We start from the raw sequence: 14605 nt of genomic DNA on the forward strand, positions 1-14605 counted from the left end.
CCTTGTGCTTCTTGTGTTAGCATTCCTGTTTGAGAATGATGTGCTTGAACTAGTGATTCTTCTGCATCAGCAATTTTTTGATCTGCTAATTCAAAGTTACCAGCTTTGGCTGCTGCGATCGCTTCCATTGCATCGCTCTTTGCATTTCCTCCGTACATAATTAATCCCATAACTGCTTCTAAGTTTTGTTGATCTTCCATAATAGTTAATGCTCCATCCATTTTTTATTTTTAATTAGTTACCCATCAATGCGATTGCTTGATCTAATACTTTTTCACCATTCATCATGCCGTAGTCTGACATATTAATTACATCGAATGGAATTCCTTTTGGTGCTAATTTTTGTTCGAATTGTGCTTTCATAAAACGAACTTGCGGGCCTAAAAGTAATACGTTTACATCTTTGGCTTCTAAGTTGTTATCGGCATCTGATGCAGATACTGCAAAGATATCAGCTTCCATCCCACGATCTTCTGCTGCTTTTTGCATTTTTGTTACTAATAAGCTTGTGCTCATTCCTGCTGAACATACTAACATAATTGTTTTTTTAGCCATTATTGCCACTCCTTCTATGTTTTGTTGTATTTACACTTTTATATAAAGCAAGAACCGTGCCAAAAAAAATATAGATCAAAACCTTAGTTATCAAGGTTTTGGTCTATACTCTTTTTGACTACACACTAATTTTACTGCTACACACTAGTTATTTATGTGTATATTCGGTTTTGATTTTATTTTCTAAAAACATTTGTGTTAGGTAAGCAACATCTGACTCTGAAAATGATAGTCGGTAAGCTTTTTCAATCCCCATTAAATTTGTTCCCACAACTTTTGTTTCTAATCGATTCTTTTGCATAAAATCAGCAAGCTGTTCAAATTCTTTGGGCTTTTCACCTTTCAATATGGCATCGATTAAAAACGCTAGATGGATTACAATTCCCGCATCAACACCCGGTTCTACAATAATATGCATATCGGTTTGAATTTGATGGACTGTTTTTTGTAAAGTCACGATTAATTTTTGAAGCGAATCAACTGCGGTGATTGTACTACCTAATGATTTCACAATTTTTTCCGTTGGTACTTCATCTCCAGCAATACGTTTTAATACATTTAATTTTTCATCATCAAATATATCGTATGCTGAAAAGAATGGAATATTTTGATATTCTACATCCACAGTTCCCGCAATTGCTTTAACTTCATATTCTTCCATTAAACTGTCAATATGTTTTTTAAATGCTTCTCGCTCTAAGAATTGCATTTGGATAATTTCGACTTTGTTTTCGTCAATTACAGGCAAAATTCGTTGGTAAAGCTTGGCAGCCACACCTTCTCCAGTAAAACAAGTGACAACAACGGCTTTTTTAACTTCATCGCGATTTTGAGGGCTTGTACGGAATTGTTCTCTGATGATGCTTTCAAAGGACATTTGGATATTTTGATAAATATCTTCCAAGCTGCGACCAACACTTGCCATTCTAATTGCTTCTAAAACAATCATTGTACTGGTCATTGTGATTGCTTTTGTACGAATACCAGTTTCTTCAAAAATCAAATTACCAAAGGAATTTAAGGAACCCATATCTGTTAGTAGCAACATACCATTGACCAATTGCTCTCGATGGTTTAAGACAAAACTTTTCAATTGCTCATACATCACTTGAACTTCCATAGTTAACGGCATATTCATCGCTACACCCGTTTCCGTTCCCAAAAGCTCTTGAGCTGTTTTTAGCATACTTGAAGCCGTAGAATCTCCGTGCATCAAAACGACAACACCAACATTATTTGCATGAACCTTTTCTTTATTTCCAACATTAATGGATAAAAACATACTGATAAAACCTATTTCATCAAACGGAATTTCAATATTGTTTTCTTCTTCGATAATAGTAGACAAATCCATCGCTACTTGGAATTCTTTTTTCATGTTCTTGCGGACATTGTTTAGATTAGGATGGATAATGACATGACCTTCTTTTACACGATCAATCGTACTTTGTAGATGCAGAGCAAAAGCAAAACGAGCTTTCTCATTGTAACTACGTTCTAAACGTTTTTCGGCAATATCATATAATTTATTTGTCAGCTTCCAAATTGGTTCCGGCAATAATTCTTTATGAACTGGATTTTGTGTTAACTCGTCAACATAGGTTTGGAAATAAGCATCCATATCACTGGAAATTAATTGTTCTAAATTAACGTTTTCAAGTTCATTTGGCGACAGTTTCGCTACTTGTTCTTCGATTTCGTTATAGACTTGCATATCTCTAGCCGGATCTTGTGACCAGACAACTTCATTTGTTCCTGGTTCAAATGATAAATAATTACTTTTACTATCAACGAACCGATCCAAACGATCAGAAACTTCTTTGATTTTTAGCAAGCCTTTTTGAACTTGTAGCGGTAAATCACGTTTTCGAATGACTAAACTTGATTCATTATGTGTACGATAATGTAAAAATGATTTTGCACAAACAAGTTTTAAATCTCGTTTAACTTGTCCGATATTGCCTTCTGCGTCATAAAGCATGAAAGCTAAAATCGCTTCTCTTTTAATATCAATCCGCTGATTCAATCGGTTGGCTTCTTGTTTAATAAATAGAGATATAATATCATAACGCTCATCTAATGAGCGGGCATCTAAGGACGGCAGCGTAATTGCCATAGGAATTCGACGGTTAAAGGTTGTTAAAAAATTTTCCGAAGATTCAGTTGTAGCACCAATAATTTGCACAGAAGCCTCGTAAGTTTGATTGCTTTCTCCCAAAGGACGATACGTTCCTTTATCAATAAATGTAAATAACATTTCCTGACCTTCAGGTGGTAAGCGGTGAATTTCGTCAAGAAAGAGAATACCACCGTCTGCTTTTGACATCAAACCAGGACTATCTTCTGTCGCACCAGTATAGGCGCCTTTTTTCACACCGAAGATATGACCGAAAAGTAATTGTGGATTTTGAGCATAATCTGCACAGTTAAACGATACAAAGGGTGCATCCTGTGTCAGTGTTTTAGAGTCTACGGCAAAATGATACATACACTCTGCGAAAAGTGATTTACCCGTCCCAGTTTCACCAAAGATAATTGTATGTAAGCCGCGCGGTGGGTATAAGATCGCCGCTTTGGCTTGTTGGATGCTGACTTTTAAGGAATCGTGAGCGCCAACTAAGTTGTCAAAAGTCACTTCACTTGAATGATCAACATGAAATTGTTCTTCCGCCACAATCGAATACACAACTGGTCGTCCATCACTTTTAGCGATTCTGTGTTCTTTAAATAACTCACTTAAATAACGACTTGCATTACTACGATCGATGGCTAATTCGGCAGCTACTTCTGCTGCGGTCATTCCTTGTTTTTTTGCTTCTATAACTGCTAAAATCTCGTCTTTTCTAGATTTCATGGATAGCCTCCTTAATATAAAAACGAAATAGGATCGTCCAGCGCCAACTGAAAAATAAGAAAAAATGATTGAGGTTTGCTTGCCTCATAAAATTTTATTTCTTTGTGAAAAACGAATCTAACTATAGATAATTAGCCAATAGTATTATCACTATTCATGACCAGATGTTTTACGTCTAGCACCTTTATTTTTATTATCCTTGGAACGTTTTTTAGGTTTAGCTGATTTATGGAAAATTTGTTCTTTGTTGACTGATTTACCAGCACTTATTGTCTTTTCTTCTATCTTAGGTTTTTCTTTTCTCGTTAGTTGAACAGCTCCATCATACAAAAATACTTCTTTTGCAGGAAGCTCAACTTTTTTCATTAAGCGTTGATAATCCCTTTTAGTTGCATCATTGATAAAAGTAATCACAGCACCTTTAGCGCCCATTCGTCCTACTCTTCCGGCTCGGTGAATATAGCTTTCTTCTGTTAATGGAACATCGGCATTAACAACAAATGGGATAGATTCAAAATCCAATCCTCGCGCTGCTATGTCCGTAGTTAACAACAACACTGCATTTTTTTTAGAAAATTGATCAATTGCTAATTTACGCAACGTTTTATTTTGATCGGAAGCTAAACCAACCACTGGAACTCCCTCATAAGCTAATTTTTCTTCTACATTTCCTAGTTCAGCTACTTGATTGAAAAAAACCATTGCGCGAAAATCACTTGTATAAGACAAACTTCTAAGATAATCGCTTTTTTTTCTTGGTGATAACGTCATAAAATAATGTTGAACATCGCCTTGTGACTGATCTTCGTCAGTAACATCAATAACTGTTAATGAATCTGTTAGTTTTCGTGCTTCTTCGACCACTCGATCAGCTGTAGCTGAGTAAAAAACTAGTTGGAATTCTTTAGGTGCACTAGTTAGAATTTGTTTCGTTAAGTTTAACTCTTTTTCATCAAAAAGTTGATCGACTTCATCCATAACAATCGTTTGAAGTAAATGACTTTTAATTTTTTTGGTTTTAATCAATTCTAAAACGCGTCCCGGCGTTCCAACTAAAATTTCTGGTTTCTTTTTTAATTTTTCAACTTGACGGCTGACATTAGCTCCGCCAATCAATGTTTGAGTTTTTAACTGAAGAAATGTTGCCCAATCACGGACAACTTGGCTAATTTGCATAGCTAATTCTTGTGAAGGAGCTAAAATTAATAACTGGCAGTTCTGATCTTTTTCTACATTCAATAACAAAGGCAGAACGTAAGCCAGTGTTTTACCTGATCCAGTTGGCGAAATGCCCAGAACATTAGATTTTTCTTTCAAAGGCAGGAAGCTCTTTTCCTGAATAATTGATGGCTCGCTAAAACCAGAAGCTTGCCAATGTTCTTGCCAAGCTTCCGGAAAATATTTAATAAATGACATAAGGTTCCTTTCTATAATAAAGCAATTTATTTCTGATCGGCATCAAATACGATTCCAGCACTTTTTCTTAAAGCTGTCAGTACTTTATTGACATTACGTGATAATTCTACCCATTCTTCATATTGAACGCCCAACGTTTTATCATTAGGATTTTCAAGAATATCAGCAAAATCATGCGCTTCTTCGATCATTGGATTTTCTTCTACAGTGATATCAATAACGTCCGTTTCTTGGTGATTACGATCATGGTATTCTGCACGAGAAATGGCATTGACACTATCTAAAATCAATGTGCCGCCATCAAAGTAAATTTCAGAATCTAAGAAAGCATCTGCATTTTTTCCTGTTTGTAACGTAACGTCAAACAAATCATAACGTAAAATCGCGGTTCCAATTCCGTCAACCTCTGTCGGTAATTTTCTTGCAAAATAATGACTTTCATTGGGTAATCCAAACCAGCCAACTGCAGCATAAACTAAGTAAACGCCTAAATCCATGATGGCTCCACCTGAAAAATGAGGTGAAAAAATATTTGGTTCTTGTCCATCAAGAACTTGATCGTAGCGAGAAGAATACTTCATATACGTAAAATTCGCCCCGATAATTTGATTTTTTAACGGCAACAAATCAGCAATTTTTTTGAAACTTTTTTCATGAATGTTACGTGCTGCTTCAAAAAAGAACACTTTTTGTTGATTGGCTAACTCAATAATCTCTGCCATCTCTTCCGGCGTAGAAAACGCTGGTTTTTCAACGATCACATTTTTCTTTGCTAAAATAGCTTGCTTCGCTTGCTCGAAATGCAGTGAATTAGGTGAAGCAATATATATTGTGTCCATATGAGCGATTGAGAAAAATGTCTTTAAATCCGTAGCATATTCTACATCGCCATATTCTTTCCCAAATTGTTGCGCTGTCTCCAACTTCCGTGAATAAACAGCTGCTAAATCGTAACGTTTTGTTTCGAGTGCAGCTTTGACAAATTGATGACTAATCCAGTTTGTTCCAATAATACCTAAGTGAATCATATTTAACCTCACCTTTCTTGATTGGGATCTTCAAACGTTTTTCTGACATCAAATGGTACCTGATGTTCAATTTCTATTGTAGCAGGAGTTACGCTACAATTGTAAGCAATGACACTTAAGCCTTGCTTTTGACCTAATAAAATTGTTTCTGCTAAAGCCGGCTGCATCACGGTATGAATCGTTGCTGCGTCGACTTGTTCAAACTGAACGACAAATAACACATAACTTTGATATCCTTCTTCCATGGCTTGAATCAATTCAGTCACATGTTTCAGACCTCTAAGTGTTGGTGCATCAGGAAATGCGCCGATTCTGTGATTTTCCAGCGTCATTCCTTTAACTTCCACAAAGGCTTGAGTACCTGTATCTATTTCGACAAGAATGTCAAATTGAGATTTTGCAAAGCGCTTTTCTCGTTTAACAGACACAATTTCACCTTTCAGTCCGGGTAAAATGATGGTTCCATCAGCTATTGCTTGACTAGCTAAGGCATTGGGCACTTGACTATCAATATTAAACCACGCATCACCCTTTTTGACAGATATTAAATCATAATCCGTTTTTCTTTTTGGCGATGGCTGATAAGATAAAGCAACTTCTACTTCTGGAAAAAAAAGTTCTTTGCAACGACCAGTATTTTTCACGTGAACCGTTACCATTTCACCTGTTGCTTGAAGCCTGCATTCTGCAATAAATCGATTTGGCCTATGAATAAAACGTGCAAGCTGCACATTTGGATATGTAATCATTGTAACACCCTTTCCTCAAAACAATACCATATTTTAGGTGAAAAAGCACCGTCTAACTTTTAGAATAGAATAACTAAAAATAATTCACTAATTTTCTTTTACAAAAGGTCTTAAAACTAAGATAAATGATGAAAAAATCGTTATTTCATTAAGTTTTTTATAGGAAAGACATTTCAAATAGTTTGTTTTTCGGTTTCATGCTATTATGGTTTTGGAGGGGATTGATACTATGAAAAAACATTGGTCATTATTTTTAGGCGCCTCACTTATCACAGGTATTGCTGGTTCGTTATTTTTGAAAAAGCAACAGGAAAAGCAACAACTTGAACCCGATATTCCGAGTTTATATAAAAGCTATTTTGGTAGTTGGTGGTTCGTTAATAAGCAAAAAGCTACTCAACATACTTTAAACATCGATGAACATTTGCAGATCTTAATAGATGGCAGAGAATTAAGTTATAAACTAGTGGAATTAACCACGAAACGCTTAGTTATTCAAGATGAGTATGGCTATCATTTAATTATTCAATGTATCAACAAAAAACCTGCTTCATTGTATGACGAAGCAGATGATGCAACTTATGTTTTAGAAGCAACTGACGCTTCACAAAGCATAACTGAAAATTAATATTTTATGACGAGATTATAATAAAAGTCGTTTAGACTTGAGTACCCGCGCAATGATAAAACGCATTGCGCGGGTTTTATTAAATTGTCGCAGCCTTCAAGAGGCTGATACAAAAGCGTTTAGCTCCGAGAACCGGGTAGGTACTGTGCAACATCAACTCGGTTCTCGTTGTGTTTTACAGCAATAAGAAGGGATTCACGAAAATTGCCAAGAATCACCATGAGCTTGCGAATGGATGATGACTGGTACCTACTCGGTGCTCTTCAAATTTTTGAACCAAGTAGGTACTATTCTACATCAGTTCGTACCTCACTATGTTTCATAGCAATTTCGGCTTATTTCCGAAGCATTCAATTCTTAGAGCTTTAGCTCTTAGAAATTGTTGTGATCGGAACGAAGTGCAGTAGCTGCTTTTTTTCTCGCCGTTTATTCGGTTCTAGTGAGTGAAACAAAACGGATCTTTAGTTTTGTCCCACTCACATTGTTGTGATCGGAAAGAAGTGGGGTAGTTGCTTCTGCACCCACCGTTTATTTGAATTTTCACTGACATAGATATCACTGAGAGATATGTGTCCCAATCAAGTCATTTTTATGGTTTTATAATTCTTCAATTTGCTTTCTGTCTTCTGTTTTACTTAATTTTCCTTCACGTTTTTTCAACTCTTCTGTGATTTCATCTAAAGTAACTTCTTTTTCTGCTAACAAAACTAGCATATGATAAATTAAATCTGAAGTTTCATAAATCAGTTCTTCAGAATCATCATTTTTTGCAGCAATAATAACTTCAGTTGCTTCTTCGCCTACTTTTTTGAGAATTTTATCTAGGCCTTGTTCAAAAAGATAGTTTGTATAAGAACCGATTTTAGGGTCGTTTTTACGAGCAATTATTTCTGTATAAAGTTGTTCAATCATCAGCGTTCGCCTTCCTTTTTAAAGAATAACATTATAAAAACAGCTTCTGGCACCAGTGTGACACGCAGGTCCCGTTTGTTCTACTTTAATTAAAAGTGTATCTTGATCGCAATCTGTTGTGATGCTAATGACTTTTTGCGTATGTCCGCTTGTTTCACCTTTATTCCATAAACCTTGGCGAGAACGGGAATAGAACCAAGTCAATCCTGTTTCTAACGTTTTACTATAACTTTCTTCGTTCATGTAAGCCAACATCAATACTTCATTAGTTGCCTCATCTATAATGATTGCTGGTACTAAGCCTTTAGAAAAATCGGGTTTCATTGACGTACCTCCACACCATTTTTGGCTAATTCTTGCTTTAAATCTGGTATTTTCACTTCACCATAGTGGAAAATACTTGCTGCTAGTGCTGCCGAAACGTTGGTTTCTTCAAATACCTCTATAATGTCAGCTGAACTGCCGCAGCCACCAGATGCAATGACAGGTACATTAACTGCATTACATACAGCTTGGTTCAACGCTAAATCATAGCCACTTTTTGTCCCATCCGCATCCATACTCGTTAACAAAATCTCACCTGCACCTAAAGCAACTGCTTTTTTTGCCCATTCAATGACATCCAAACCTGTATCTTCACGTCCACCTTTAACAAAAACATGCCAAGAATCGGCTTGCTTTTTAGCATCAATCGCAATAACAATACACTGTGAACCAAATTTTTCCGCACCTGTTTGAATTAATTCCGGCTGTTGAATCGCTGCCGAATTGAGTGAAATTTTATCGGCTCCTGCCTGCAGCATTTTTTTCATATCTTCAATAGAACGGATACCACCGCCTACTGTTAATGGGATAAAAACTTCCGCCGCTGTGCGTTCGATAACATCAATCATTGTTTCACGCTCATCACTTGTTGCAGTTATATCTAAAAAAACTATTTCGTCCGCTCCTTGTTCATTATAAGCTCGCGCAACTTTAACCGGGTCCCCAACATCCTTCAAATCAACGAAATTGATCCCTTTTACCACACGGCCATCCGTAACATCTAGACAAGGTATAATCCGTTTAGTCAACATCGGTTTCTACCTCCAGCATATCTGCTATCGTAATTAACCCATTGTAAAAAGCTTTACCCAAAATCGTTCCAGCTACGCCAATTTTTGCTAGTTTCAAAAGATCTTCTTTACTGCTCACTCCTCCTGAAGCAATTATTGCCACATCAGGTAGTGTTTGGATCAGCTTTTCATAGTCTGCAAATGTCGGTCCTGTTAATGTCCCATCTTTCGCAATATCAGTGTAAATAATCGTTTTAACTCCGATTGCTGCCATTTCTTGAGCTAATTGCAGAAAATCAGTCTCACTCACATCCAACCAACCACTAATAGCAACTTTTCCATTTTTTGCATCAATTCCTACAGCAATTTTTTCACCGTATTTTTTGACTGATTGTTTAACTAAATCAGGATCTTTTAAAGCCGCTGATCCGATAATAATCCGGTCAATACCTAGATCTATATAGCTATCAATTTGTTCTAATGATCGAATCCCGCCACCAACTTCGATTTTTAAGCCTGTATTTTTTTTCATAGCTTCAATCAATGGAGCGTTTGCCGCTTTTCCTACCAATGCTCCGTCTAAGTCTACCACATGGATCATTTGGATCCCTGCATCTTTAAATTCTTGTGCTTGTATAATTGGCTCTTTGTTGACAATTGTTTTTTGTAAAAAATCTCCTTGAACTAAACGAACCGCATTTCCTTCACGAATATCAATTGCTGGTAAAACGTACATTTTCGACAACCTCCTTAAATCCTTTTAAAATTTCGAGTCCAGCTTCACTGCTTTTTTCCGGATGAAATTGTGTACCATACACATGTCCATGTGAGATCATCGCGGGTATTTTAATTGAATATTGTGACCAAGCATCAATCACATCGGGCTCACAGTCTACATAATACGAATGAACGAAATAAACAAACTGTTTCTCCATATTTCGGGTTAGAAGCGTTTCATTAGCTACAACTAATTCATTCCAGCCCATATGAGGAACAGGATACGCTGTGTCATCAGGCAATTTTTCGCAAATACCTTCAATTAAACCTAATCCTTCTGTAAATCCGTTTTCCATACTACCTTCTAAAAGTAGTTGCATTCCCAGACAAACACCTAAAATAGGTGTCCCTTTTTTTGCGGCTTCTTGAATTACAGTGACTAGATTTCGTTCTTTTAATTCTTTCATCGCCAAAGAATATGCGCCCACACCAGGCAAGATCAAGCCATCAGCAGAAATTATTTCCTCAGGATCGGCAGAGATTTTATTTTCTAGACCAACAAAATCTAAAGCTTTCTGAACATTGCGTGTATTGCCAGTATCATAATCAATGATAATAATCATTTATAAAATTCCTTTCGTTGAATTTACGCCTTGAATTTCCGGATTTTCAGTAATCGCTTCACGCAATGCCCGACCAACAGCTTTAAACAGTGCTTCTATTTTATGATGTGTATTTTTTCCATGTAGTATTTTCAGATGAAGATTCATTTGCGTATTAAATGCCAATGCTTGAAAAAATTCTTCCGTCAATTCTGTATCAAATGCACCTAATTTAGGATTATCAAATACCGCATCAAACACCAAATATGAGCGACCGCTTAAATCCAGAGAAGCCATTCCCAACGATTCGTCCATCGGTACAAAACTCGTACCATAACGATTAATCCCAGCCTTATCGCCTAACGCTTCTCGAATACATTGTCCTAAAACAATCCCCACATCTTCTACTGTATGATGACTATCTACATCTAAATCACCATCTACTTTCACTTCTAATGAAATACGACTGTGACGAGCAAAAAGAATCAACATATGATCGAAAAATCCAACACCCGTTTGAATATCCACAGGCTCTTGCTGATCTAAATTAAGCTTTAAAACAATCTTTGTTTCTGCAGTTTCTCTTGATAATGTAGCAATTCTCATGGAATACCTCCTTGATTTAAAAGCTGAATGAACCGTTTAACTTTGATGAAAAATAGGAAAATATGACTAAGGTGCTTTTTACCTTAGTCAGGTTTTATCTTTTTGCCGAGATGTTGGTTCATGAAGCTAGATAGGTTAAAAGCTGAATGAACCGTTTAACATTGATGAAAAGTAAGAAAACATGATAACATTTTTAGATACAAATCAAATTTCAACTTTCTCAAACCAATAAATTCTTAAAATCATTTAAAGCGATATTCAACCGCTCGTGCATGTCCTTCTAAACCTTCTTTTCGTGCCAGCAAAGCAATCGCATCTTTTGCATCTGCCAAAGCTTCTTTAGTATAATACGTAACTTGGCTATATTTCACAAAATCATACACTCCTAACGGTGAATAGAATTTTGCCGTTCCACTTGTCGGTAGTACATGGTTTGTTCCTGAAAAATAGTCCCCCACGGGTTCCGATGTATAAGCGCCTAAAAAGATTGATCCCGCATTTTTTATCTTGTGTAAATAACTAATCGGATCAGCTAACTGCACTTCTAAGTGTTCTGGTGCAATTTCATTCATCACTGTAAACATATCTTCAATTGATTCTACAATAATTAGTTGTCCATGATGTTCAATAGCGAATTCAGCGATTTTTTTTCTTGGTAACGTAAGTAATTGTTGCTGGATTTCTTTTTCCACTTGTTTAGCCAGCGTCATCGAATTAGTGACTAAAATAGCTCTAGCAAGCGTATCATGTTCTGCTTGCGATAACAAATCGGCAGCAATATAAACTGGATTTGCTGTGTCATCAGCTAAAATTCCAATTTCTGACGGTCCTGCAATCATATCAATCCCGACTGTGCCAAATACTTGCTTCTTAGCCGTTGCTACATAAATATTTCCGGGACCTACAATTTTATCGATTTTCGGTATGCTTTCTGTTCCGTATGCTAGTGCAGCAATAGCTTGAGCACCGCCGATTTGAAAAACTTTATCTACACCAGCAATTTTTGCCGCCGCCAAAATCACATCAGGAATTCCTTCTTTTGAAGGCGGAGTGACCATAATAATTTCTGCTACACCTGCAATTTTAGCTGGCAAAACATTCATCAGAACTGACGAAGGATAAGCAGCCGTACCGCCGGGAACATAAACACCAACTCGATTTAGCGGTAATACTAGTTGACCTCTTAATACACCAGTTTTTTCAGTATCCATGAAATCATATTGTTTTTGCTTCTTATGATAACTAATAATGTTTTCTTTGGCTGCTTCCAGTGCTGTTATCACTTCTTTTTCGACACGTTCATAAGCAGAATCAATGCTTTCTTTAGAAACACTTAATGTTCCTAACTCTACTTGATCAAAAATACTTGAATATTCTTTCAACGCTTGATCCCCAGTTAAAATGACCTGTTGAATGATTGAACGAACTTGTTCTTCTACTTGGCTGTTATCTTCTTGCGTATGTTTTTGTTCCTTTTTCAATACTGCTAAAATCTCTGAAGTCGTTCCTTTAATCCATTTCAAACTTCATTTCCTCCTTCGCAAACTGGCTCTAACGTGTGAAACAACTGGATAATTGCTTCTCGTTTTCGTTTTAATGCTGCTTTATTTACAATCACACGTGCAGAAATTGAACAGATATCTTCAAAAATCTCTAAACCATTTTCTTTTAAAGTTGTGCCCGTTTCAACAATATCAACAATCGCATCTGCCAAGCCTAAAACAGGGGCAATTTCAACTGAACCTTCAATTTTGATAATTTCAACATCTTCACCTTTTTGGCGAAAGTGTTCCGAAGCAACCGTCGGATATTTTGTTGCAATACGCTTGCGTTTGTAGTCATCCGGTTGATAGTTTTTCGTTGATGCCACTGAGAATTTACATTTACCAATCCCCAAATCCAACATTTCATAATAGCCCAAAGGATGTTCCAGTAAAACATCTTTGCCTACAATCCCTAAATCAGCAACACCATGTCGGACGTAAGTTGTCACATCAGCAGCTTTGACTAAAAGAAACGTAAATTTCTTATCTGGACTATTAAAAATTAATTTTCGTTGTTTCTCTTTCATAAAGGATAAATCAATTCCAGCTTTTTCAAATAACGCTATTGTTTGACGTTCTAACCGCCCTTTAGTTAATGCAATCGTTAGTTGTGTCATCTTTAGCCACCACCTTTATTGTACGAATTGTATTGTCAGTTATTTCGATAACTTGCTCATATTTCCATTTTTCTCCATAGTCAATTGCTTCTTTCAACGTGTCAAATAATGACAATTGGTAGTCTGGATTTTCTTTTAGAAGATTTTCTGCCCAAGCTACCTGAGTAGAAGCACAATGAACTAAGGTTTTCGGCTGATACAGCGGTGCTAAAACCCCAATTTGATATTGTAAAGCAATCAGTATATCTAAATTAATCCCAAAACCCACTGCTGGAACCCTGGAATGTCCAAATTGTTCTACTAAATGATCGTAACGTCCACCTCGTAAAAAGATATCAGCAACTAAATCCGCATAACCATTAAATAAAACACCAGTATAATAATCCATTAAAGCAACCAAGCCCAAATCAACTGTTAATGAAATAGCCGGCTGACTGCTGTGAATCAATTCAATAAGTTCTTCCAATTCATAGATTACTTGCATAATTTGTGACTCTTTCGGCAACAATTGTTTAGCTTTCACAAGTACAGCATCTGTTTCACCAAACAACATAGGGATTGCACAAATAAACGCATCAAGCTCGCTTGGATGTTTTTCGGTAAATCGAGCTAAATCAGATAAACTTTTGTTACTAAAATGAATTTGAAGCTCAGCGATTTCTATCTCTGTCAATTTTAATGAAGAAACAATACAGCGGAAAATTTTTGCATGCCCCAATTCGAAGTGATAATTTGGTATATTTAAAGATTCTAAAATTTCCACAGCACATGTAATGCATTCAATTTCCGCTTTGATCGAAGAATAGCCAATCAATTCAATTCCCGCTTGCGTTAATTCATTTTGCTCACCTAACATATCTTCATTTGAACGAAAAACTTTTCCGCTATACGATAATTTTAGTGGCGGCTGAATCCCTGTTGTAGCGATTACTCGACCAATCGGCATAGTCATATCTGGACGTAAAACTAAGAGTCGTCCTTTTTTATCAAAAAATCGATAAAGTTCACTTTTTTCCTGACTATAAAATACATCTTCAAATTCAATCACTGGCGTATCGATTCGCTGATAACCACGTTTTTTCACAATATCATTCACTTGTTTTTCTAACTGATAAGCACCGTTAGATTCACGAAATAACTTATCTTTTGTTCCAATCGGTAAACTTCGACTCCATTTCATTATTGCCCCTCCTTCAATACTGTACTGAATAAAAAAACGTCCCCTTGGCAAATAAGCCAAGAGGACGAGAAATTTTTCACGTGGTCCCACCTCAGATTTGTTTTTACCTCACAGTAAAAACCTCTGTTAGTCATAGATACTA

Annotated in this window: 16 protein-coding genes and 1 other annotated feature (1 of these 17 cut by a window edge); of the genes, 1 reads left to right on the forward strand and 15 read right to left on the reverse strand. The window is 36.4% G+C overall.

From position 1 onward, the window contains the following. The 6 genes from C240_RS15680 to sfsA all read right to left on the reverse strand — a co-directional run. On the reverse strand, window positions 1-200 hold a 200-nt coding region (locus C240_RS15680), incomplete at its 3' end, for a PTS lactose/cellobiose transporter subunit IIA (RefSeq protein ID WP_271497749.1). A gap of 34 nt (window positions 201-234) precedes the next feature. Beyond that, entirely contained in the window at window positions 235-555 is a 321-nt protein-coding gene (locus C240_RS15685) for a PTS sugar transporter subunit IIB (protein ID WP_271497254.1), read from the reverse strand. A gap of 148 nt (window positions 556-703) precedes the next feature. Then, window positions 704-3409 carry a sigma 54-interacting transcriptional regulator gene (locus C240_RS15690; protein WP_271497751.1) on the reverse strand — a complete coding sequence of 902 codons (2706 nt, stop codon included), beginning with the start codon at window positions 3407-3409 and terminating at the stop codon, window positions 704-706. 150 nt (window positions 3410-3559) lie between these two features. After that, complete coding sequence (locus C240_RS15695) at window positions 3560-4825, reverse strand: DEAD/DEAH box helicase (protein WP_271497754.1); 1266 nt, start codon at window positions 4823-4825, stop codon at window positions 3560-3562. Between the two features lie 26 nt (window positions 4826-4851). Next, a complete protein-coding gene (locus C240_RS15700; protein WP_271497757.1) occupies window positions 4852-5853 on the reverse strand; it encodes a Gfo/Idh/MocA family protein in 1002 nt (333 codons plus the stop codon). An 8-nt stretch (window positions 5854-5861) separates the two neighbouring features. Next, window positions 5862-6599, reverse strand: coding sequence for a DNA/RNA nuclease SfsA (gene sfsA, locus C240_RS15705; RefSeq protein ID WP_271497916.1), 738 nt, complete (start codon window positions 6597-6599; stop codon window positions 5862-5864). Between the two features lie 232 nt (window positions 6600-6831). Between sfsA and C240_RS15710 the strand changes: the two genes are divergently transcribed. After that, window positions 6832-7230 (forward strand): DUF4828 domain-containing protein, encoded by a 399-nt coding sequence (locus C240_RS15710; protein WP_271497760.1) that lies wholly within the window; start codon window positions 6832-6834, stop codon window positions 7228-7230. 597 nt (window positions 7231-7827) lie between these two features. Here C240_RS15710 and hisE read toward each other — a convergent pair. The 9 genes from hisE to hisZ all read right to left on the reverse strand — a co-directional run bounded on the left by hisE (window position 7828) and on the right by hisZ (window position 14463). Beyond that, window positions 7828-8142 (reverse strand): phosphoribosyl-ATP diphosphatase, encoded by a 315-nt coding sequence (hisE, locus tag C240_RS15715; RefSeq protein ID WP_271497763.1) that lies wholly within the window; start codon window positions 8140-8142, stop codon window positions 7828-7830. Window positions 8143-8160: 18 nt separating this feature from the next. Next, window positions 8161-8466: a phosphoribosyl-AMP cyclohydrolase gene (gene hisI, locus C240_RS15720; protein ID WP_271497766.1), complete on the reverse strand. Its 306-nt coding sequence runs from the start codon at window positions 8464-8466 to the stop codon at window positions 8161-8163. Next, the gene (gene hisF, locus C240_RS15725; protein ID WP_271497769.1) at window positions 8463-9218 is read right to left on the reverse strand and encodes an imidazole glycerol phosphate synthase subunit HisF; all 756 of its coding nucleotides are present in this window, start codon (window positions 9216-9218) and stop codon (window positions 8463-8465) included. Before hisF ends, hisI begins: the two co-directional genes overlap by 4 nt. Continuing rightward, window positions 9208-9933 (reverse strand): 1-(5-phosphoribosyl)-5-[(5-phosphoribosylamino)methylideneamino]imidazole-4-carboxamide isomerase, encoded by a 726-nt coding sequence (hisA, locus tag C240_RS15730; protein WP_271497771.1) that lies wholly within the window; start codon window positions 9931-9933, stop codon window positions 9208-9210. The genes hisF and hisA overlap by 11 nt, the downstream gene beginning before the upstream one ends. Continuing rightward, on the reverse strand, window positions 9911-10537 hold the full coding sequence (gene hisH / locus C240_RS15735; protein ID WP_271497775.1) for an imidazole glycerol phosphate synthase subunit HisH: 627 nt from the start codon (window positions 10535-10537) through the stop codon (window positions 9911-9913). The genes hisA and hisH overlap by 23 nt, the downstream gene beginning before the upstream one ends. Continuing rightward, on the reverse strand, window positions 10538-11122 hold the full coding sequence (gene hisB, locus C240_RS15740; RefSeq protein ID WP_271497778.1) for an imidazoleglycerol-phosphate dehydratase HisB: 585 nt from the start codon (window positions 11120-11122) through the stop codon (window positions 10538-10540). It lies immediately after the preceding gene. Window positions 11123-11364: 242 nt separating this feature from the next. Then, on the reverse strand, window positions 11365-12645 hold the full coding sequence (gene hisD / locus C240_RS15745) for a histidinol dehydrogenase (protein ID WP_271497783.1): 1281 nt from the start codon (window positions 12643-12645) through the stop codon (window positions 11365-11367). Beyond that, window positions 12642-13283, reverse strand: coding sequence for an ATP phosphoribosyltransferase (gene hisG, locus C240_RS15750; protein WP_271497788.1), 642 nt, complete (start codon window positions 13281-13283; stop codon window positions 12642-12644). The genes hisD and hisG overlap by 4 nt, the downstream gene beginning before the upstream one ends. Beyond that, window positions 13255-14463, reverse strand: coding sequence for an ATP phosphoribosyltransferase regulatory subunit (hisZ, locus tag C240_RS15755; RefSeq protein ID WP_271497791.1), 1209 nt, complete (start codon window positions 14461-14463; stop codon window positions 13255-13257). Before hisZ ends, hisG begins: the two co-directional genes overlap by 29 nt. Before the next feature lie 57 nt (window positions 14464-14520). Beyond that, window positions 14521-14605, reverse strand: a binding site (T-box leader); it runs 160 nt beyond the window's last position.

The sequence above is a fragment of the Enterococcus sp. 5H genome, from assembly GCF_028128615.1.
Classification (GTDB): domain Bacteria; phylum Bacillota; class Bacilli; order Lactobacillales; family Enterococcaceae; genus Enterococcus_L.

Excerpts from the sequence above, each read along its gene's own strand:
- hisF (WP_271497769.1), bottom strand. The coding sequence starts at position 9,218 with ATGTTGACTAAACGGATTATACCTTGTCTAGATGTTACGGATGGCCGT.
- hisZ (WP_271497791.1), bottom strand. The coding sequence starts at position 14,463 with ATGAAATGGAGTCGAAGTTTACCGATTGGAACAAAAGATAAGTTATTT.
- C240_RS15690 (WP_271497751.1), bottom strand. The coding sequence starts at position 3,409 with ATGAAATCTAGAAAAGACGAGATTTTAGCAGTTATAGAAGCAAAAAAA.
- C240_RS15685 (WP_271497254.1), bottom strand. The coding sequence starts at position 555 with ATGGCTAAAAAAACAATTATGTTAGTATGTTCAGCAGGAATGAGCACA.
- hisG (WP_271497788.1), bottom strand. The coding sequence starts at position 13,283 with ATGACACAACTAACGATTGCATTAACTAAAGGGCGGTTAGAACGTCAA.
- hisB (WP_271497778.1), bottom strand. The coding sequence starts at position 11,122 with ATGAGAATTGCTACATTATCAAGAGAAACTGCAGAAACAAAGATTGTT.
- hisE (WP_271497763.1), bottom strand. The coding sequence starts at position 8,142 with ATGATTGAACAACTTTATACAGAAATAATTGCTCGTAAAAACGACCCT.
- hisH (WP_271497775.1), bottom strand. The coding sequence starts at position 10,537 with ATGATTATTATCATTGATTATGATACTGGCAATACACGCAATGTTCAG.
- hisA (WP_271497771.1), bottom strand. The coding sequence starts at position 9,933 with ATGTACGTTTTACCAGCAATTGATATTCGTGAAGGAAATGCGGTTCGT.
- C240_RS15700 (WP_271497757.1), bottom strand. The coding sequence starts at position 5,853 with ATGATTCACTTAGGTATTATTGGAACAAACTGGATTAGTCATCAATTT.
- C240_RS15695 (WP_271497754.1), bottom strand. The coding sequence starts at position 4,825 with ATGTCATTTATTAAATATTTTCCGGAAGCTTGGCAAGAACATTGGCAA.
- hisI (WP_271497766.1), bottom strand. The coding sequence starts at position 8,466 with ATGAAACCCGATTTTTCTAAAGGCTTAGTACCAGCAATCATTATAGAT.
- C240_RS15710 (WP_271497760.1), top strand. The coding sequence starts at position 6,832 with ATGAAAAAACATTGGTCATTATTTTTAGGCGCCTCACTTATCACAGGT.